General features: G+C 32.8%; 20 protein-coding genes. 1 reads left to right on the top strand and 19 read right to left on the bottom strand.

Annotation, left to right across the window (positions count from 1 at the left end; genetic code table 11):
* Positions 1-80: 80 nt before the first annotated feature.
* From xerA to HU823_RS08250, 13 genes are all read right to left on the bottom strand, one after another.
* Positions 81-914 carry a site-specific tyrosine recombinase/integron integrase gene (xerA, locus tag HU823_RS08305; protein ID WP_197221781.1) on the bottom strand — a complete coding sequence of 278 codons (834 nt, stop codon included), beginning with the start codon at positions 912-914 and terminating at the stop codon, positions 81-83.
* Between the two features lie 5 nt (positions 915-919).
* Positions 920-1,492: a tyrosine-type recombinase/integrase gene (locus HU823_RS08300; RefSeq protein WP_370630054.1), complete on the bottom strand. Its 573-nt coding sequence runs from the start codon at positions 1,490-1,492 to the stop codon at positions 920-922.
* 34 nt (positions 1,493-1,526) lie between these two features.
* Positions 1,527-1,799 carry a phage integrase N-terminal SAM-like domain-containing protein gene (locus tag HU823_RS21860; protein ID WP_231607334.1) on the bottom strand — a complete coding sequence of 91 codons (273 nt, stop codon included), beginning with the start codon at positions 1,797-1,799 and terminating at the stop codon, positions 1,527-1,529.
* 1,268 nt (positions 1,800-3,067) lie between these two features.
* A complete protein-coding gene (locus HU823_RS22265) occupies positions 3,068-3,874 on the bottom strand; it encodes a GIY-YIG nuclease family protein (protein ID WP_197221780.1) in 807 nt (268 codons plus the stop codon).
* A gap of 132 nt (positions 3,875-4,006) precedes the next feature.
* Entirely contained in the window at positions 4,007-5,536 is a 1,530-nt protein-coding gene (locus tag HU823_RS08290) for a tetratricopeptide repeat protein (protein WP_197221779.1), read from the bottom strand.
* Between the two features lie 86 nt (positions 5,537-5,622).
* Entirely contained in the window at positions 5,623-5,952 is a 330-nt protein-coding gene (locus tag HU823_RS08285) for an SEC-C metal-binding domain-containing protein (RefSeq protein ID WP_197221778.1), read from the bottom strand.
* Between the two features lie 123 nt (positions 5,953-6,075).
* The gene (locus tag HU823_RS08280) at positions 6,076-6,429 is read right to left on the bottom strand and encodes a hypothetical protein (protein ID WP_197221777.1); all 354 of its coding nucleotides are present in this window, start codon (positions 6,427-6,429) and stop codon (positions 6,076-6,078) included.
* Positions 6,430-6,431: 2 nt separating this feature from the next.
* On the bottom strand, positions 6,432-7,055 hold the full coding sequence (locus tag HU823_RS08275; RefSeq protein ID WP_197221776.1) for a recombinase family protein: 624 nt from the start codon (positions 7,053-7,055) through the stop codon (positions 6,432-6,434).
* Positions 7,056-7,168: 113 nt separating this feature from the next.
* Complete coding sequence (locus tag HU823_RS08270) at positions 7,169-7,717, bottom strand: hypothetical protein (RefSeq protein WP_197221775.1); 549 nt, start codon at positions 7,715-7,717, stop codon at positions 7,169-7,171.
* Positions 7,718-7,737: 20 nt separating this feature from the next.
* Complete coding sequence (locus tag HU823_RS08265; protein WP_197221774.1) at positions 7,738-8,601, bottom strand: tyrosine-type recombinase/integrase; 864 nt, start codon at positions 8,599-8,601, stop codon at positions 7,738-7,740.
* Positions 8,602-8,713: 112 nt separating this feature from the next.
* Positions 8,714-10,219, bottom strand: coding sequence for a hypothetical protein (locus HU823_RS08260; protein ID WP_197221773.1), 1,506 nt, complete (start codon positions 10,217-10,219; stop codon positions 8,714-8,716).
* Positions 10,212-11,036, bottom strand: a complete 825-nt coding sequence (locus HU823_RS08255; RefSeq protein ID WP_231607394.1) for a bifunctional DNA primase/polymerase — start codon at positions 11,034-11,036, stop codon at positions 10,212-10,214. The genes HU823_RS08260 and HU823_RS08255 overlap by 8 nt, the downstream gene beginning before the upstream one ends.
* On the bottom strand, positions 11,020-11,229 hold the full coding sequence (locus tag HU823_RS08250) for a hypothetical protein (protein WP_197221771.1): 210 nt from the start codon (positions 11,227-11,229) through the stop codon (positions 11,020-11,022). The genes HU823_RS08255 and HU823_RS08250 overlap by 17 nt, the downstream gene beginning before the upstream one ends.
* Before the next feature lie 132 nt (positions 11,230-11,361).
* On the opposite strand from HU823_RS08250, the gene HU823_RS08245 reads away from it, so the two are divergent.
* Positions 11,362-12,378: a LexA family transcriptional regulator gene (locus HU823_RS08245; RefSeq protein WP_197221770.1), complete on the top strand. Its 1,017-nt coding sequence runs from the start codon at positions 11,362-11,364 to the stop codon at positions 12,376-12,378.
* Between the two features lie 76 nt (positions 12,379-12,454).
* Here the strand turns inward: HU823_RS08245 and HU823_RS08240 are convergent, their stop codons facing one another.
* The 6 genes from HU823_RS08240 to HU823_RS08215 all read right to left on the bottom strand — a co-directional run bounded on the left by HU823_RS08240 (position 12,455) and on the right by HU823_RS08215 (position 20,269).
* The gene (locus tag HU823_RS08240) at positions 12,455-12,787 is read right to left on the bottom strand and encodes a hypothetical protein (protein WP_197221769.1); all 333 of its coding nucleotides are present in this window, start codon (positions 12,785-12,787) and stop codon (positions 12,455-12,457) included.
* A gap of 15 nt (positions 12,788-12,802) precedes the next feature.
* The gene (locus tag HU823_RS08235; protein WP_197221768.1) at positions 12,803-14,107 is read right to left on the bottom strand and encodes a replication-relaxation family protein; all 1,305 of its coding nucleotides are present in this window, start codon (positions 14,105-14,107) and stop codon (positions 12,803-12,805) included.
* Positions 14,108-14,597: 490 nt separating this feature from the next.
* Complete coding sequence (locus HU823_RS08230) at positions 14,598-14,753, bottom strand: hypothetical protein (RefSeq protein WP_197221767.1); 156 nt, start codon at positions 14,751-14,753, stop codon at positions 14,598-14,600.
* 138 nt (positions 14,754-14,891) lie between these two features.
* Complete coding sequence (locus tag HU823_RS08225; protein ID WP_197221766.1) at positions 14,892-15,203, bottom strand: recombinase family protein; 312 nt, start codon at positions 15,201-15,203, stop codon at positions 14,892-14,894.
* Between the two features lie 612 nt (positions 15,204-15,815).
* Positions 15,816-18,506, bottom strand: coding sequence for an Ig-like domain-containing protein (locus HU823_RS08220; protein ID WP_197221765.1), 2,691 nt, complete (start codon positions 18,504-18,506; stop codon positions 15,816-15,818).
* A 428-nt stretch (positions 18,507-18,934) separates the two neighbouring features.
* The gene (locus tag HU823_RS08215) at positions 18,935-20,269 is read right to left on the bottom strand and encodes a S8 family peptidase (RefSeq protein ID WP_197221764.1); all 1,335 of its coding nucleotides are present in this window, start codon (positions 20,267-20,269) and stop codon (positions 18,935-18,937) included.
* Positions 20,270-20,349 lie beyond the last annotated feature (80 nt).

The raw sequence follows: 20,349 nt of genomic DNA, 5'->3' as shown, positions 1-20,349 counted from the left end.
ATTATCTCGTGATTCCTCTTATTTGCTAGTTCCTTTTCTAACTCCCAGTATTTTTTTACTTTCATTAGATAGCTCCTTTTTTAATTTTGAAATTTGTCATATTGTTTTTTTCTGCTGTGGTCCATTAAGCGAGTATAGATGCTTGTAGAGTTAATATTGACATGTCCAAGAAGTTCTTGGATGTAGCTTTGAGACATGTTTTTTTCAGCCACATGCGCAGCAAAAGTATGACGCATAGTATGTGGGACAACTTTAAAGCCCAATTTATTAGTGAATTCTTGAAACCTTTTCTCTATAAAAACACGACTCAGATGTCCACCTCTGTTGTTTGGAAATAAGTAATTGCTTTTATTATTTCGTTCCAAAAGATAGGTTTCCAATCGCTCAGCACAATCGTATGTGAATAATACAAACCGTTCCTTGTTTCCCTTTCCTTTTCTAATCCAAATTTGTCGTGTTTCCCATTTAATATCTTCCATCTTAATCTGTATAAGTTCACTTACTCTAACACCTGTTGCATATAAGGTCTCCACAATTGCTCTGTCTCTAATATTTCCCTTTGTCAGTTCTTGAAGGAGAGCTAGTTGGCGTTTATTCAGATAATAAGGAAGAGAATCATTCTTTTTAGGGTTGTGAACTGTCATTGTTGGGTTTTTCTTAGTTTTGTTTTCTTCCATGCAATACTGATAAAATGATTTTATTGCACTTAGTTTTAAATGAATACTTCTAGGTTTGAGCCCACTTTCTTCCATGGAAGCAAGCCAAGCCCGAATATCCGTTGCTTTAACCTCATCATATTTTTTATTACAGAATGAAAAGAATTGATGAATAGCTAATCGATAACTTCGAATCGTTTCTGAACTAAAGCGTGCTTTGTTATCCATCAAAAATAATTTTGTCATTTCTAGATTCATAGTTTTCACCCCATTTTATTTTGATAATTTAACATCATATCCTCAGTAGGAATACGAGCATAGATTCGTGTTGTATTAAGATTGGCATGCCCCATCTCATCAGCAATAAACTCTAGCTGAGCTCCTCTGGCCAACATGTTTGTAGCAAAGGTATGCCTTAATGCGTGAGGGTGTAACTTAACCCCTGCCTTTTTCCCTAACTTTGTTATGACTCTATAGATTCCTTTAGGCCGTAAACGCAGACCTTTGCGGTTTATAAATAAGGGATCTGTTTCTTCAAAAGCTCTAGTTCCTAAATACTCAGTTAAAATTAATGCACATTCCTCCGAAAAATGAACAGTTCTTAACTTACTTCCTTTCCCTCTTACTTTTGCGGCTCGTTGATTTAGATTGATATCTTCTATACTTAGATCTGATACCTCTTGTCGACGACAACCTGAGGAGAAAAAGAATAAAATAAGTGCTCGATCTCGAAGGGATAGATCCTCTGCTACCAGTTTTACCTTTGCATACTCCTGTTCATTTAAATATCGAGGTAAAGCATTTGGTATTTTAGGTCTCCACCGTTTTTTAATCACCATGTCCTCCATGTAATCTTCCTCTAGACAAAACTTAAAGAAGGAAGAAAGACAGGAAATTAATCGTTTTTGGTGATTTATTTTCTGAAAAAGTATTTAACCAATCTAGTACATTAGCAGAAGTTAAATCCTTTATATATATTGAGGTTCCACTTAGAAACTTTTCTAATATCCATAGATATTTTTTAATAGTAGCCTCTGCTTTATTAGCTAATCTTAAACTTAACAGATACTCATTTAGGACACTCCTCGTTTCTTCAGATAGATTTTCATTCCTACTTTCCCAATACTTCTGAATACCATTCATCTACGAACCTCCTTTTATAAAACATGATTTTCGAATTTTTTAATATTTATACTAATAAAAAATAAAAAAACCCATGTTGAATTAACATGAGCTTTTTTATCATAAATAGATCATAAATTGGTTAAACTATTAAATTTAATGTTAATTATTCTAGCGGTTTTTTAACAAGAGTTGCCGTTTTGGCAACCTATATTGGTATTCTTAACAAATATATATATTTGTATACATGGAATAAAAAAAGAACCACATAATTACATCGCAGTCAATAAGTGGTTCTTTTTCTATGGAAGAGGGTGCTAAATTAAGATACATTCGTAATCCTTAAATTAGCACAGAACTCTCACTCAGAAAAAAAGAGTCCGCCCGTGTTACTTGGACTCTTCTGATAACTCATTATTTTGTTACAGTTTTTGTAACGTTGCTACGAAGAGCTACGTTGTTAGTATCAACTACATCTACACCTACACCTACACCAGATAATGTAGTAACAGTAATTGTAGAAGAAGCAGCAATTGTAGACCAGTTAGAATCTGTTTCAGTAGCTTGAGGTGTAATCGTGATTACAAGCTCTTTTCCATTAACTGAAGTGATAACTCCATCTTTCTCAGATCCAGCTACACCTGCATTATAAGTAGCAGAACCGTTAGAGATAGTAATATCATCAATTAGGTCAGCAGCATCTGCAAAGGAAACAGATGATTTGATGTTCTCATCAAAAGTAAGTTTTAATACATTAGTTCCAACTAATTGAGCAGATACTAATGATGGAGCAGTATTATCTGTAACTGTTAGTGTAGCAGTTTTATTGTTTAATGCTGCACCAGATTCTAATCCTAGACCATTAACAGCGAATAGAGCACTTCCTGTAATTGCAGAAGAATCAGTTGCTGGAAGTTTAACTGTAATAATAGTTCTTGTAGGATCAAGAGTAATATCTGAGTTTGGCGATACAACAGCACCGTCAAGTGTAAAGTGTGTGTAGAAGTAGAAGTTCTTGTTACAGCAACAACACCAGCTTGAAGAGTATATACTGAACCTGGAGTTGTAATTACAGAATCAGCGTCAACAGCTTTGTTAAAAGTAACTTTTAGTTCTTTACCGTTAATCGCACTTATAAAAGCACCAATATTTGCTTTGATTTCAAGTGAAATATTTAAGTAAATAAAGTACTTTTAAATATTTATATTAAATAAATACTAAATCTTATTGGTTTAACTTAAAACTAGTTAGATTAATGTTTTCATTATATTCAAGTGTATTTAAAAATACTAAACACACACTTCTATCTCTTTAAAGTTAATTATGAAATTAATATCATCAGGTTCTAAATTGAACCACTCACCTTTTACTTTTTTGCCTTGAAATAAATTATGAAAGAAAGTCTCTGTAACAGAATATTTTGGTGTGATAATATAATGAATTAACTCTGATTTGTATGGAAGCATGGATTTTAATGTAGTTACTCTGTGTTTTAAATTCTTAGTCTTTCCAATTTTTACGTTATTTGAATTAAACTCTTTTAAAAAATAAACATAGCCAACTTCACTTAGATTTTCATGAACTTCCTTATCTAGTTTAAAAAGGCAATACTCACAGACCTCTTTTTGTTCATTAAAAATTGTATATCGCGTTAATTCTCCTTTTTTCACCACTTTGCTACAATTTGAACAAACATCCTCTTTAGTTAAGTCCACAATTGACCATTTATCTATTTCTCTATATTCCATCATATGAAATCCAAATAAATTTAAATTTTCCTTCATAAAATCTCTCAGGTCTACCCACTTCTTAAATCTATCGAATGAGTATTCACTAAAAGATTTAAAACTGTTTGGATGATAATGTTTTTTTATATTTTTAATATAGAGATGACCATATGGAGTTATACAATCATAATCAATTACATATATAGTAATACCTTCTTTCTTTTCATTGTAATACTTTCTTAACCAGTATTCTTTATCCATTGATCCCATACAGTCATATCGATCTTCATTTAAACCTTTTTCTTCAAGATACTTAAACGGCACTATAAACTCTAATGTGTAATTATTAATTACAATCCATTTGGGCACCTTATTTCCCCCTGACTATTAAACTATTAATAATAGTCTGTCCCAATAAATGCTTTTCAAACAATTTAGCTAATGAATAAATTTTTTATAAAAAAAAGAACTGATTCCCAGTTCTTTTTTTTATGGATAATATTAAAAAGCTTCCTTTATTAAGATTAATATTTCTTCTGTTGAAAATTCATCTTTAAGCTCTTGCTTAACTTGTTTAACTATACTGTCATATAAGCTCTTAGGACCTTTTTTTCCAATTATTAACTGATCATTAGAAGTAATTTTAATAGCAAATATATGCTTAATTTTATCGATTGCTTTTTCTTTATGTAAAACTTGATTTAACTTCTCTAAAGCTAAAACATGTCCTTTTATACTCGCATGTTTAAACCAGTATTTTGCTTCATTCAAATTTCCTGAAACAACTTCACCTTCATAATATATTCGACCTAGTAAGAATCCTATTTCAGAATCAAATGCACCACTTGTTAAAGATAATTTCGACCATTTTAATGCTTTTAAGAAATTAAAGTTTTCGACACTTAGGTAATATTTTGCAACTGTATTAATTGCTAAAGGATATCCATTATTAGCTGATCTCTCGAAGCATTTAAATGAATTCCATTCATCATTAAATTCCCGATAAATTAATCCCAGAAAAAATTGAGCTATTGCTTGATTATTACTATCTCTTTTCTCAGCTATTGGTTTAAAGCAATTAAACGATTTCTCTAAATCTTTAGGCACTCCACTACCATTAAAATATAAAATACCTAAGTTTATTAAAGATGGTTCGTGATTCATTGCTGCGCTTTTAAAAAAATATTCAGCAGCCGTCGTGTCATTTTTTTTCACTCCAATACCTCTTCTAAAACACATACCCTTTTCATATAAAGTTTTTGGATCCTCGAAAATAACATCTAAAATAGTTCCATTTAATAAATCTTTGTTAATAAATTCAGCCTCATCTTTATAATCATTAAGGTTTTCATTCTCTTTTGCAGTTCTTAATAATAATTTTGTATAAGAAATTATACCCAATGCATTATCTATGACTGCAAATTTTTCTACTTGTTCAAATTCTTCTAAGGAAATGAAACCTTCATGAGCAGCTTTATTTCGAATACTCTTAAGTTTCTTCATTGTTTCTGATATCGACGGTAAACTATCATGAAGATGTTCAATTCTATTTACCTCTAAATAGTCTGCAATCTTATACCACATAACTTTTTGCTTATTTATTATTATATTTTTCATCATTAGAATATTTCTTAACTCTTCTTCTATAACTGAAAAATAACTTATAGTCTTTCCGGTATATGACAGAAGGTATTGCGATTTAGAGGGCATAGTTATTTTTTGATATATAATTGTGGCTAAAGTCTTTAAAGATTCAGAAGATAAACCAGGTAGTTTATTAACTAAAATTTGATGAGCTTGTTCTAAAACGTCTGCGTTTTCAATAAAAAAGTCAAAAAAATCTTCTGCTTTAGTATCAGTTCCCTTTATGAAATCCCATCCTTTTATAACATTTCCAGTATCAACATATATAGTAGCACCAATATAGTTATTCTCATCAGACACTTCATTTATTAATGTTTGATAACAAAATTCTGTTACACATTTTATAGCACCATAGTCTATTATTGTGTTTCGTTTTGAAAAATCCAATATATTCCCAACTACAGTTTTAAATAGTATCTTATATTCATTCCATGATAAATTTTCTGTGCTACTATCAATGATTTTATTATCAATTATTTATAATCGCCTACCAAGATTAAATACAATTCAATACAAATAAGCTGAATCAATCCAATCCTTTTTTTATCACAATTTATCTCATATAAGAGTTGTTCTAATCTTTTTAGGCAATATGATTTCTCACCTATGCAAATTGAATGACTTTCAAAAGCAAATTTATTAATAATATTTAAATCAATGTTATTTATTTCCATTACTTCTTTAATAAGACTACTAATTCTTGGATCACTTATTCTTCTTTTGTTATTAATGTTTTTTGATAAACAGCATAGTTTATATTTTTTTTTAGAGTTACAAGGACATAGTTGATTTTTACTAACCATATTAATCTCCTTAATTGCTTGGTTATTATACTGTCTATGTATCGACATATTTAATCCAACTTATATGCAAAGTTAGGAATTATATTAAATTATAAAAAAAAGCAACATTTCAGTTGCTTTAATTTACTTTGTTTTATTTTTCAAAATGTCTTCAACACTTTTTTTATATTCCTCCAGATTTCTTTTCATTTCGGAACATATTTGATAAAACTGTTTATTTCTTTCTTTATTAATTTCTTCTTGGCTTTTAAATTTGACTATACCGGATTGAGCTCTTATACGGATTTCAACTCCAATAAATGACTCAAAAGTAGTTTTGCTACTTAGTATTTCTTTAAGCGAGACAGGAAAATATTCTCCATTTTTATTAATTTCCAGTGTATCCATAGGATCAATGTCATATAATAAGCCGTTTTTTCTTTGGAGTACTAATTTATTTTTATCACTTAATAAAACATGTCCATACCTCCATAACATAATTAAGTCACCTCAGTATTTAGTCTAGTTTCCTCCTTGTTATAAGGATCTTTTTTGGGGCCATTTAAAACACACCGTATTTTCAACTCCCTATACAAAGATGCCTTACTAACCTTTGTAATCTCACATATCTCTTTAACCGTCTTATTTCTCTCAATATATAATTCAATTGCATGCTGAATTCCCTTATGATTCATATGATATTGCTTAGTTCTACCTCTATACTTACCTTTTTTCTTTGCTAACTCAATACCTGCTCTTTGTTTCTCTTTTATCATCGTTCTCTCAAGTTCACTAAAGCCAGCCATTACAGTTAAAAAGAATTTACCTGTAGGTGTTCTGGTGTCAATTCCAAGATTTAATATTACAAGGTATATCTCCTTCTCGGAAAGTTCTTCAACCAACTGTAAAAGCTGCACCGTATTCCTCCCTAATCGGTCCATTCTAGTCGCTACTAAAGTATCAAAGGGTTTAAGATTTTTTAATAACAAATCAAGTTTTTTATTTTCAGATATACCCGATATTTTTTCACTTATTATTTCTTCTACTCCAAATGATTTTAATTGTTCAGTTTGAGTATCTAATTTTTGATCAGTTGAAGAAACCCTTGCGTATCCATAAATCATTTTTTTCCTCCATTTTCCCCTTATTTTTGAGACACTTATATGAGACTCCTTCAGCCTTATAAATACTTAATTTTAAAAAAGTCTCAATAAGGCGTACCCTATTGAGACAAAAACTATTTTGTGGCTTTTGATTCAAACCTTTCTATAAAATAATCTATTGACATGCATATTAGCTGCGTCTGACTTAAATTAGTCATACTTCCAAAAGTTTTGAAACGTTCGTGTAAATCAATAGGTAACCTTACTGATGTTGTATAATTAGCTTTTTTGGTAAATGCAAATTCCTGTGCTTTTCTCCAAAAACTATAACCTGACTTACTTTGTTGATTACTATCTGTATTATTTTTATCATGAAGTAATCCTAATAGTTTCTCTGAATGTTGCAGCAAAGAAATAACTTTATTATCCTCAAGTAAATCTAATGGATCTGTAGTTTTCTTTTCAGCTTTTTCTGTTTTCACATCTGTCTTAGAAGAAGCTTTTTTGGTGTTGACTTGATACACATAATTCTTTTTTACATTATCCCATTTGTATTGCATATCCCCCATGAACCTGGAAAGACTTTTGGGATGTGAATAACCTACGGCTCTTGCTATATCTTTTACCTCATAACCTTCCTCATACATCTCAATAACCTTTTTTATTTTTTCTTCATTCGTCATGGTTTTTCACCTTTCTTCTATTATAAAAGATCTACTGCACCCTTTAACTCCTCAATTTGAGAATGCAGATAAACTTCCGTAGTTCTTAATGATGTATGACCCAATAATCGTTGAATTTTAAAAAGGTCAACACCCTTTTTAAGTAGGTTGGTGGCAAATGAATGACGAAAAGTATGACAGGTTACTTTTTTGCTAAATTCAAGGTCTTTTGCTAATTTATCAATAAAAATTCTTGCATATTGTTGTGATAGTCTACCAGTTTTTTTCGTATAGAAGACGTAATTCATTTTATTTTTATTTTCCATTGTCATTCTTAAATGGTGTCCCTTCAATTCTTCTTCTAATTTTGGATGAAGTGGAACTTTTCTAGTTTTTCTTCCTTTTCCTAATAATTTTACAGTCTTCTGTTCATAATCAATATCATTCCATACAAGTGAGGATGCTTCACTAATCCTAGCACCAGTATAATAAAGCAAATAGATCAATGTTTTAGTCTGACCTCTTGCTTCTTCAAAGAATAATTCTACTTCATTTTCTGATAGAGGTTCCCTTTCCTTTTTGACGACTTTGAATCTGGTTACCTTTTCGCATGGGTTTTTAATAATAACATCCTCTCTAATTAAATATTTCATGAAGGAACTTATAGTATGAAGGTGACGTAGTCTACTGGCATCTGCATAATTTCTATCTTCTTTTAAGTAGAAAAGGTATTTATCAATTTTTTTGTGATCAATTAATTCTACTGTTGGGACACAGCCATACGTATCTGCTAACCAATCGTTTAACATATATAAATCTTTTGTATAACCATTTATTGTTTCTTGGCTTTGGTTTGACATTGGCAGATAAACTGTTAAAAATTTGTCGATATAATTTAATAACATTTAGGCACTCCTTTTTTAAGTAAAGCTTCATTTAATTGATAGTTTTTAATTAATGACGCCTTTAGATTCACTTTAGTTATATGATGATTGTGCCGTCATTGTCGTCACACCGTCATTTTGCTCTCCTTAGTAAATGTTTTCTTTCATGAGCTGTTCTCACATACTCATAATCAATTTTTTTGGCTGCTAACAAGGGCAGTATGCGATTGATCTTATTTCTAAATTGATTTGGTGCAGATAACGATTCCTTAGAATTCAATGAAGAAGCTGGCACGAATTTCGATAGAATATCTAGGATTTCAGTAGCACTTCCTTCTATAGATGGCGTTGCACTTAAACATTTACTAATTGCCATAGCCATTAAATCTTGTTCCACACCTTCTATCTTGCTTTCATTTTGATTCTCTCGGTATATCTCCATAAACCTGCCTGATCGTAACCCCAATACAGGTTCAGTAGCTGTTACCCACTTTGCGAAATCAGCCATCCGCGGAGCTTTATCTAATTTAATGTTATCTTGTTCTCTTAATGCCATACTAACGGCATCAAAGATAACACCCATTATATAAGGGCATTGCTCATGGAACTGAGCCCATATTTCCTTTTTTCCTCTTCTCTTATGTTCTGGGATAATCGGTAGATGTATGATTATAGATCGATCTGCTAAATCCGGTCGATATGCGATGTAATCAATGCCATTTAAAACGATGGGTCTCATAGCAGAGAACACCACTTCTTCACCGTTCTCGTAAAACTTACGTGTCGCAAGACCACCACCCGTTGATATTTTACAAAGTGCATCTGACATGGAGTTCGTTACGTTAGAGAGGTTATCAAAAGCCAAAACCCAGTTGGTTTGTGTTGATATAATTAAATCTTCCTCATTCTTTGGAAACCAGCGAAGGAGTGGGAATGCATTATCAACAAGATATTTCACTAACTCAGCTGTTGTAGATTTTGCAGAACCTTGTCCACCTTGTAATACCAATACTGGAAAGGGAGAACCGACATTATAGCAGCCAATAATATATCCCATGATTAAAGCAAATTGATCTTCATCTACAGTCATAATCTTTTTGAGATCTTCAATATTACCGCCACTGGCTGGTATAGGAAGACTCAGAAATGTTGAAGGTCTTACGAATTTCACTGGGGTAGAAGTCACGACTTGCCAACCGTTTTTGTCAATCTTTACATACTGATTATTATCATGACCTAAATCAACGTAAATCGTGTCCTCTACCCTTGCCACGCGAGTTGGCGCTGAAATTCGATTATTCAATTTTCCGTCCTCCAAAGCTGCGATTGTGCTTACTGCTTCTTTTATTGTATTTTCACTCGGTGGTTTGCCAAAGGTGTGATAGTAAACTCTTCTCAACCATAACTTGAAGAGTTTTTTCTCAATATTTACATTTTTGGTCATACCATTAACATCTATAGAAGCGTAAAACTCGCCTATTTCATTAATAAAAAATCCTTCAGCTTCTTCTTTTGCTAACTCTATTAGTGCCTGTATAGGACCAATTTGGCGTTGTTCCAAAAGCACTTTTATTTTTTCCTTAAACGGTAGTGTATTAATGTCCTTAACTTCACCAATGGGTTGCTTATCTCTATCCAATGTATACATCCTCTCCGTTGGCTAACCGCAACGCTAAGTGATATGGAATCGAATAGATGCGTTGTATAAATTGGAGACCACTGCCTGAGCCACACCCAGCAAAACATTTATATCCTCCATCCCTTATATGAAATCCAAAGGAATTATGACGATCAGAATGAAACGGACATCGACCATTACGCCACAATCCAGTTCCTCTAATATTTGAGACTGTTCTGCTGTATAAATCAAACCAATTAATAGGTTTTGTAGTGTGATTTCTTTTTTTGTTCTTTACTTTGTTATATAATTTGTGTGTGTGTGAATGAACTGGACTTATCAAGGTGTGCAACCACTTTGGTAAGTCTTCTTTTGTTGTATCCCATGGATTATGAATCCACTCATATGTAGTTCCTTCTGGATGTATGGAAGGTGGAGCCACTACAAACCTTTTATCACTCAAGATATCAATTTTTTGATGTAGTTTAGTAGACTTGATCCCCTTCTGATAATTAAAGTATATGTGGTAACCTCTCCTAGTTTTAGCAAGCCAAGTTCTTCGAATCTTACCTTGCTGTTTAAACCATTCGACTGCATCTTCACTGTCTAGATCAATTACGATTGTATTTGAGATTGCTCCCGTTAAAACCCCTATGTTATTGTTAGAAAAAGGAATCATTTTCCCATTTTGTAGAAAACCCTTTTCTATATCTGTTTCAGATATATCATTAATTTCATAGAGTGTTGGCCATCCTTGAATCAAGGGTTTCTTACCCGCAAGAGGAATTGGCTTTAAACCCTGCTTGAAGAGTTGGAGTGCTTCATTGACCATATCCATTTTCAAACTCATTTCCCTCCTCTATTATGTTTTGAATAGCCATAAAAATACGTTGTCTCGTTTCCTCAGGAAGATCATTTCTTAGCCAACGGTAGAGTGTGTTCTCATGTACTTGTATTTGTGAAGCTACCATCCATGTATAAACTTTATTTCTTCTCATCATATTCTTAATGTCTTGGTTTTTCTTTCGCATATATTCACCTCCTTGAATAATCGTTGTTATTAGTTGTATTTTTTAATTTTATAAAACAACCACTACCAACACCGTTAAATAGACTATAATTCTATATATCTAGTAAGTCAATAAAAAAAAGGAAGATTTTTTATGAAATACCATGATTTTCTAAATATATTAATTAAAAATAGTGGTTTGAGCCTTACTAAAATTGCAGAATTGTTAAGAAATCGAGGATATTCTGTAGATAAAGCTTACCTAAGTAAACTTAAAAACGGGAAGCTACCACCAGCAAAAGAAGATTTTAACGAAGCGATTGCTGATATCCTAAATGGAGATACAGCAAAATTAATTAGTTATGGGTACTTAGAAAATGCTCCAGAAGAGTTTAAAGAACTCCTTTCTGAAGTAAATAATATCGATGAGTTATTAGATAATTCTTTTACAACTATCTTTAGTTCTATACAACCCCATCAAATAATTGAATTGGATTCAGAGCTGGGCTATTTTCTCCTGCAAAGAGAGTTTAATATGTACGACACTGATGCATTCATAGAAAAAGCAACTACCGAATTATCCACTTCAGAGAAATGGAATGTGTTTATTTACATAACAAAAGGTGTCAAAGTATATAAGAATGTTGATCAAGAAAACGATAAATTTGATCTTATTTTTGATTTTACAAATCTAAAACTGAAGAAAAAATTAAATGAAATTAAAGTTGAGGGCAATGAGGATACAAACACAGAACGACTATCTCTCTTTACAGAAGATGAAGACATTGAAGTCCCTATACTCAAAAACATCTTTGCAGGTTACATTTATGAAGCTGAAGACATAAAAGGATCTATGACGATTAAACACACATCTTTAAATAACAAGGATGGATTTATTTTAAGTACTCACAATGAAAAAATGAATTTAGACGGAATTCACAAAGATGACCTGGTATTAATCCAGAAACAAGCTTCCATTAATTCTCACGAAGAGATAGTATGTCTATGTATTCGAAATAACCCAGCAGTCTTAGCACGTCTACAAGAGTATGAGGATAAATATTTAATTAAATACAACAACGTAAAAGAAAAAATAGAAGTGGTAGATAAAAACGCCGTAAATATTTTAGGGAAAGCTGTGCAAGTAATGTCTACAAGACCTTTATCATGACGTTATGACGACAATGACGGTACTACACCAACTTTTATTAGTCATGGTTCCAGTTGTCATTTACAAACAAAGAGACCTATTTGAAGGTCTCTTTTGCTTTTTGAATTTCCTTTATTAGATTCGAGAAGACTTGATCTGAACGGTTCAACTTTTTTTGGAGAAAGTGCTTGTTGTCTTTACAGATTACGAGTCTTATAGCATCTGTTCCATACCCTCTCGAGTAATCTGTCCTCTTATCTACGGAAGAATAAATTAATAAACTGACATTTTTCGATAAACTAAACTTAAATACATATTCATTCGTAAAGTGCTCAAGCTCATCTGAGATTTCCTTAAACGATGATAATCCTAGATTATTTTTAATAATAACTAATTCACGAAACAACTGTTTAAATGTAAATTCTTTCATCTTTATCACACCATCCTAAAATAGATTCGGCCACTGCCTTTGGTCATAAACCTTCTTCACGGTACTTTTAGTATCACGAATAAACACATAGGGTTTATTAACAAAACTTTCTTCTCTTAATGCTTCTAATGATAGATATCGAACTTTCTGTAGGGCTCCTGATATTTTCACATCCGTTCGCATTATCTCTTCATCATCATAAATGACATATAGAAATTCAGCGGTACATCCAGGTTCCATACAACCATATTTAGCAAGCTTATCTATCTGATCATAATCTCTTATATTTCCAAGTTCTTTGTATTGGAACAGCGTAAGAAAACTTCTGTCCCTCGTCTTTTCATGAACATCTATAAGGTGGGCTGTAATGCAGTAATTTCTTAAGTAGTTCTCAGTTACTTCTTTTGTATTTGATTCTAATGCGTTATGACATTTACTTCTTACAAGCAAATCCGATATTTTCCTTGCATTACTTCTGAAGGTAGCATTCCTATGATCCCCTAAATAGGAGACAGCACCTTTGGCAGCAATAGATAATGGCAGTATATAGATGGGGACATTTTTATCTAGCAATTCCGGTAAAGATATTATAGTTCTTGTTAAGTTGCGAATCCTACTCGTCCTATCCTCAATCCCCTTTCGATTAGGAATGGAGTTGTCTAAAAGCGTAATTAACAAGCCTTCATCACTTTCTACCTCTTTATCCTCTTTTGCATCATCTAAGTATCTAGCGACTTTACTTTTCAATTCACCTAAGGGTTCAGACCCACTATCAAATTCTATATACAAAGTCTTTTCATTATGTTTGAGTACTCCATCAGGTATTGCAGCAGGGAAGACTCTTGTTAACCTGGGTGGAAACACTGTAGGTTCCTGATAAAAGGGATACAAGTCTTCATAGCCAATTAAACTATTTAATATAATTTCCTCAGTACCAAAATGGTGATCTAGATTAATTTTTGGAATGTTAATGAAATTTGCATTCTCATAATGCTTTGGTACACTGTCTTGAGCAACCAATAAATCATATCCCTTTTGTTTCAAACTAAAATATTTAATTGTTGTTCCATTCTGTCCTACCTTATATTTGTAACCTTTGATTAACCCAAACTCCTCAAATTTAACAAGCTTTTTCCAAAATCCGGGGTAAGAGATTTTCCCTAAATTTACTATTGTGTAATACCTATATAATTGTTTTTCAGTTAGTAGTTTTTCTTTAAGCAAGCATTGAAAAACAACTAAATCCCTCATTCCTATATTGAGTTTTTTACGATTGTGACCTTGATCGATTACGATAATAGGATCAATTAAATGTTGCATATCTTCCTCCTATAAAACAGGTATAGTCTGGTTTGGAACATTACTGTAACATGGCCAAACAAAGGTCTTTGTAGTTAATCTGAGATTAACCACTCAAGATTAACCAGTTATCTTTTCCTGTGTTATTTCATTTTTCAATCACATCCTAAAAACAAAAAAAGACCCGAACTCATGCCAAAATAAATTAGACATAGCTCGGGTCTTTCCCGTTAGTTATTAAATTAATGACTTCAATATAACTTTATTTTCCATTAAAGTCAATGATTTATATAGTAATAGATATACATTCTAGAGATTATATATTTATAGACTTCTAGATTCAAAGACTCTACGAAGTGGTTAATAATATACATGCCTTTTAAATAAAAATGACCCACATTGGTTCGCATTGTTAAGAGGCGTTGTGGGTTCTATTAATTTAACGTTATCATTATACGAATCGAATAACAACTTATGTTAACAAATTATTATAATGCTACCGTTCTCAACTTTAATTCTTTTCCTTAAAATTCCGTATTTGCTTCTTTAGTTCAATATATCTTTCTTTACGTTTCTTTCTTCTGTCAGCAATAATTTCACTCTGATCTCTAAATTTAATTGGTCTTGCAACCGTTTTAATATTTATTACGTTATTATTTTTTTCCATTGACCAGTCCCCTTCTTTTAGCTCCTTAAATGCTGATCTACGCTATGTTTAATACTACACTTCTATTCCGTTAGGAAGGTTTTGTTTCTGCAATTTGCTTAACCGAAGCTATATGTGACTCTCTTATCTTTACATCAGTTACGTTTGCAGCCTGTATTTTGGAGTATATGTTTGCAACCTCATTCTCATCAAGAAGAAACGATCTACTGAATAAATAAGTAAAACATCAGCTTCAATTTTCATTGTCTTTAGATCAAAAAGCATTTCCTGTAACTCTGGACGTTCCGTATTTCTTCCTGAATAACCGACATCCGAATATGTTTTCACAATATTCATTTGATGATACTCTGCGTATTGCTCTATTGATTTCAACTGATACAATACTCCTTGTTCTTCAGTTAACCTATTATTAATAGTAGATTTTCTACAATATGCAATAGCTTTCTTCACAAAGACAACTCCTTTTTACTTTAAGTTGTATAGAGTTTTAAATTATTGGTTAAACTCTTAGTATAAAAAAACTATAATTAAGTTCCTTAGACTTTAAAGGAGCTCTCTTTGTGTTTTTATCCATATTTTGTTTTATTTATACCTCGATATATCTAATTTCCCTTCTATCTTTTATTTCAAGATCATATATCATGCATTTGTTATTTCGCATTTTGTACAGAGAAACTTACAAACAAGAAAGAATTTGTTTTGGCAAAACTCTATAAACACCAGAGATTTATTCCCTCAGGCTAGTTTTTTGGAATAAGTGAAAGAAAAAGAACTCATTCATGGTAATCTTTTAGAAAGTCCGTAATCTTCATTGTTCCTGAACCTTTTAGAAGAAATTTTTTTCTGTAAAATTCACATGAGTAATGACTCTAATTTGGCTTCTAACAAAAGTTGAAAATTATTTTCGTTTTCACTTTTCTCATCCCTGTAATTATTTTAATAAAAAAAAGAACCACTGAATGACACTAAAGTCATCAAGTGGTTCTTCTCCTATCGAAAGGGGTGCTAAATTAAGATGTATCGACAATCCTTAAATTAGCACATTCCTTTCTAAAACCTTAATTAGCGAGTAGCTGTTACAGAAGTACCAGTTTTCACTACATTTCCATTTCCATCAGTTCCAACAGCAGTATCAAGAACTTTTACAGTTATTGTGCCTGCAGCAAAGCTAGCATCTGAAGCAGTAATTTTTAGTTCATTAGAGTTAACACCAGCTGCTAGAGCTTCAGTTACGTCTGCGCCATTAACTTTAACTTCAAAGTCAGCAGCAACAAAGTCTACTGTAGAAACAGCATTTGAAATATTTTCACTAAAGCTTAGTACTAGAGCACCGTCTGCATCAACTTTTGCAGAAAGAAGTTCAGGTTTTACAGAATCAAGTACTGCAACAGTTTTAGTTGTAGTATCTAACACATTACCAGCTAAATCTTGAACGTTCCAAACATTAAACAGTTGTGTTTCTGACTTACTTACAGAACCTGCAGGAAGAGTGATAGTTGCTGTAGTTTTTAAACTATCAAGAGTAATTACAGTTCCTGCTGGTAATGGAGCACCATTCAATCTGTAGTTAAATGCATCAGTTGCAGAACCTGCTACTGAACCACCTTTTACAGCTTCACTAAACAATACTGTAAATACATCTTTTGCACCATTAGTTACTGAAGTTACAGTTGGTTTGCCACTATCAGAACCAGGAGCAGTTGCAGGTACAGTTACAGTAGTACTGAATGCAGCATTTCCAATTCCACCATTTAGAGCTTGGTCTTTAATTAGCTCTTTTGTAAAGCTAAATGTGTAAGTTCCAGCTGGAAGATCTAAACCAGTAGCATTTGAATTATCAATTGTTATAGTTTTATCACCAGTAGCAATATTTTTAATTTCAGCAGCTGTGATTTGAGTTTGAAGAACACCATTGCTATCAACAATTGTAATTCCTGCAGCTAAGGCAGTTTTTACAGCATCAGCTTTTAATCCTTCACTGAATGTTAATACAAAGTTAGTATTAGCATAATCGTATTCAGATTTCACAAATGCAGGAGCAGTTACGTCATTAGTTACTGTAACGTTTTGAGAAGTTTCAGTACCAATATTTAAAGACGCATCTTTGTATCCCTTAACTGTAACATTTAATACTGCTGATGTTTCATTTTTTGTTGAATCATATAGTACGTTTGTAGTTTGATCTAGGTTTAAAGTAAATGTTTTACCATCAGTTGTAGTTGCTGTAGTAGTAATTACACTAGAACCTTTTTTAACTACAAGATTTAAAACAGTTGCATTATTAGTAGTACCATCAGTGTTTGCACCAGAAATAGCTTCAGAGAATGTTAATGTAAGAGTTTTTGCATCTTTAGCCACTAAAGATGAAACTGAAGGAGCTGTAACATCTGCTACTACATTATAAGTAAATGAACCAACATAAAGGCTCATTGCATTTGGTGAAACAGGTACTAAATCATTATAACCATTTACATAAACAGAATAAGATTTACCATTTTCTAAGTTAGCACCAGAAAGAGTAAGGTTTGCTTTTGTTACTGTAACAGTATTTCCAGATACAGCACTTGGAGCAACTGTTTTACCATTGATAACTACACTTGGAGTTCCAGCAGCTACTTTTTCAGAGAAAGTAATTTTCACATCACCATTTGCTTGTGCAGCTACAGATTGAACTGTCGGCTTCACATGATCAGCAAAGAACAACGATGTTTTATGATCTACTGTACCTAATACTTTTCCGCTAACAGTTTTGATATCTTTATCAACAGTTACAGTATAAGCAGTATCATTTGTTAAATCAGCAGAAGTATTTAAAGTTAAAGTAACTGTCTTACCATCTTCGCTTAGTTCTGCTGTATCAGTAGCACTTAGAGCAGTAGTGTTGATGATATAGTTAGCAATGTTTTCAGCGCCGTTAGTTCCAGTGCCTTTTTCCATTGCTTGGTTAAACTTAATTTCGATTGTACTTGCGTCAATCGCACTTACTGATTCAATCTTAGGAGCTTTAAGAGCTTCGTAAGCAGATTTTTTAGCATCAAATTGCGCTTGAAGTTCAGCTTTCATTGTTGCATTTTCTACTTTTGGTAACCAATCTGAGATGTTAGTGTATCGAGTTGTAGCTTCAGTTAAGTTTTTAGCTGTAATTGCAGCGTCTAAACGTCCAAGTTCAACAAGTACACTTACAGGATATTTAGCTTCAGCCTTAACAGCTTCTGCAGATTTTTGATAGTAATCACGGATGCTTGCACGTGAGGTCTGACCATATACACGGCTAAGAAGAGATTCTTGTTTACGGATTTCAGCTGATAAGTCATCGTATGCTTTTACAGTTGCAGAATCAATTTTGCTTGCATCAAGCTGAGTTTCAAGAGCCATTTTCTTGCCTTCGATTTTCTTACCAGCAGATACTGCATCGATTACAGTTACTGCACGGTCAACATACAACTTTACTTTGTCATTCAAACGAGTTTGTAGAGCTGTTTTTTGTGATCCAGCTGGTAGAGAAGATACAGCAGTTACAGCTTTAGCATGAGCAGCTTTTGTATCGTTGAAAAGCTTCATGTCAGGATTACTGTGGCCATCCCAAGATCCTTCTACAGAAATAGCCCACTTAAGAGTTCCTCCAAGGCTTTCTGCTTTCTTTACTAGTACGTCCGCTTCAGCAGCTGTAGCAGCTTGAGCAGGGTTAACTGCTACGAATGCACTTGCAGCTACTGCAGCAGCAGAAGCGACTTTAAATGCTTTCTTACTCATTGATAAATTTCCCCTCTCGATATGTAGGTTTTTATTAAAATTAGCCTGGTTCAAAATACCTACACTTTCAACCAGCCCTAATTTTCCCAAATTTACTTGCACCCCAAAATAATACCTCTAATTCCATGTCTTGTAAACTATTATACTTTTTACCATGGAAGTTTTTGTAGTTTTTGGGCTACATTTCATATAATATAACATTTTTTGATAAAATACTAGCTTTTTTTGTAAAAAATAAGTAACTTTTTGTAACAATGGTTAATATTGTAATATAGTTCTTTTTTCCTAATCATTATTCTAGTATTCTATCAACAAAGATAATATCGGACTCCTCAGGAAAACTTTTACTGTTTTTAACAACTTTCTTTTATTTTTTTCAAAAAAAAAAGAGAAAGATAAAACTTTCCCTACTAAATTCCTATAAAAATTTATTTCTTCAGCCATTTATCGTTCCATATTTTCTTTAACTGATATTTTTCGACACGATCGAGTGAAGTTAACAAAATGTTTCTGGGTGAAATCTTTTTAATCTCATTTACATCATAGATGCTTAAAATGCGTATGGATCCATTACTGTTTTGTACTGAAATGGTATGTGCCATATAAGAAGAACCGTCATAACTTCTCTTTGTATTTAACCTTCCTGCATGCGATGTCGCTGTTCCATCCGCTTTTATATAGAAGGAAGATGCTTTTTGTAGTCTCTGTTTCACCCAATTTACTCGAGCTGATGTGCGATTTCCTTCGTATTTGTTCAGCATTTTAGAAATTGTACCAGTTACATAAGGTGTAGCCATGGAAGTTCCACTTAGATTGCCATATTGGTTGTTTCCGAGTGTAGAGTAGATGGATACCCCTGGAGCGAGTACGTCAACTTCTGAACCGAAAGAACTCCAAGAAGGCATTCGTCCACTCTCATCATGAGCCCCAACTGCAATTGTATATGCTGAACTTGCCGGGTATTGGACAGCTCCACTGTTATTACCAGCAGATGCCACAACAATCACGCCACTGTCATAAGCTTCTTTTAACACCGTTTCAAATAGATCGGATTTCTCTGTCATGCCAAGACTCATGTTAACGACGTCTACTTTTTCAGTCATTGCCCATTTTAATCCTTTGAAAATATCAGATACATAGCCGATACCATTCTTGTTTAAAACCTTAGCGATATATAGCCTTGCTGTAGGGTCAACGCCTACTGTACCTTTTGTGTCATGTTTCGCTGCGATTATTCCTGCAACATGGGTTCCATGAAACTTGGCATCGTCATCAATGGCCTGCCCTTCTAACTTTGAACCATTTATAAATGTCGCTTTTTTTGCAATACTTGAATTGATGTCTTCGTTATATGCAATTCCTGTGTCTAAGATGGCAATCTTTCGTTGCGTTCCTACTCCAAACAGTTGATCAGCTTGTGTGTAAGTAATGCCCCAGGGTAATGGTTGGTAAGACGGTGCTTTTGTTAGTACTTGGTTTTGCACTTTCTGGTTTATTTCTGCATCTGTAATTACCTTCTCTTTTATTAACTGATGGATCACTTCTGATTGATTCGTGCGCACAATTGTAAACGTATGCTCGTTGATTGAAAAAGATTCCTTTATGTTTATTGAAAGATCATTTAGTTCCTTCTGTAATAGTTGCTGCTGTTCAACAGATGTTGTGTGTAGAATATAGTTGTCGCTCGTTTCTGCTTGAATTTCCCTTTGTTGAATAGTTAGAGAGAACAGAAAAACTAAGATGAAGGATAAGAATGTGCGCATATGATTTGCCCCCTTTTATGGAGTATCGGTTAATTGTTAAATTCATGATAGGATTAATGCTTAAATACAAGGTATAGTAA

The sequence above is a fragment of the Fictibacillus sp. 18YEL24 genome, assembly GCF_015903855.1.
Classification (GTDB): Bacteria; Bacillota; Bacilli; order Bacillales; family Fictibacillaceae; genus Fictibacillus; species Fictibacillus phosphorivorans_C.
Note: the sequence above shows the minus strand (reverse complement) of the source record. Positions and strands in the feature narration are given on the sequence as shown.

What these genes read in the sequence shown, in the direction of transcription:
- HU823_RS08265 (WP_197221774.1), bottom strand. Translation starts at nt 8,601, where the DNA reads ATGTTATTAAATTATATCGACAAATTTTTAACAGTTTATCTGCCAATG.
- HU823_RS08235 (WP_197221768.1), bottom strand. Translation starts at nt 14,107, where the DNA reads ATGCAACATTTAATTGATCCTATTATCGTAATCGATCAAGGTCACAAT.
- HU823_RS08280 (WP_197221777.1), bottom strand. Translation starts at nt 6,429, where the DNA reads ATGTTATGGAGGTATGGACATGTTTTATTAAGTGATAAAAATAAATTA.
- HU823_RS08285 (WP_197221778.1), bottom strand. Translation starts at nt 5,952, where the DNA reads ATGGTTAGTAAAAATCAACTATGTCCTTGTAACTCTAAAAAAAAATAT.
- HU823_RS08220 (WP_197221765.1), bottom strand. Translation starts at nt 18,506, where the DNA reads ATGAGTAAGAAAGCATTTAAAGTCGCTTCTGCTGCTGCAGTAGCTGCA.
- HU823_RS08240 (WP_197221769.1), bottom strand. Translation starts at nt 12,787, where the DNA reads ATGAAAGAATTTACATTTAAACAGTTGTTTCGTGAATTAGTTATTATT.
- HU823_RS08245 (WP_197221770.1), top strand. Translation starts at nt 11,362, where the DNA reads ATGAAATACCATGATTTTCTAAATATATTAATTAAAAATAGTGGTTTG.
- HU823_RS08270 (WP_197221775.1), bottom strand. Translation starts at nt 7,717, where the DNA reads ATGACGAATGAAGAAAAAATAAAAAAGGTTATTGAGATGTATGAGGAA.
- HU823_RS08215 (WP_197221764.1), bottom strand. Translation starts at nt 20,269, where the DNA reads ATGCGCACATTCTTATCCTTCATCTTAGTTTTTCTGTTCTCTCTAACT.
- xerA (WP_197221781.1), bottom strand. Translation starts at nt 914, where the DNA reads ATGAATCTAGAAATGACAAAATTATTTTTGATGGATAACAAAGCACGC.
- HU823_RS08250 (WP_197221771.1), bottom strand. Translation starts at nt 11,229, where the DNA reads ATGCGAAAGAAAAACCAAGACATTAAGAATATGATGAGAAGAAATAAA.
- HU823_RS08255 (WP_231607394.1), bottom strand. Translation starts at nt 11,036, where the DNA reads ATGGATATGGTCAATGAAGCACTCCAACTCTTCAAGCAGGGTTTAAAG.
- HU823_RS08275 (WP_197221776.1), bottom strand. Translation starts at nt 7,055, where the DNA reads ATGATTTATGGATACGCAAGGGTTTCTTCAACTGATCAAAAATTAGAT.
- HU823_RS08230 (WP_197221767.1), bottom strand. Translation starts at nt 14,753, where the DNA reads ATGGAAAAAAATAATAACGTAATAAATATTAAAACGGTTGCAAGACCA.
- HU823_RS21860 (WP_231607334.1), bottom strand. Translation starts at nt 1,799, where the DNA reads ATGAATGGTATTCAGAAGTATTGGGAAAGTAGGAATGAAAATCTATCT.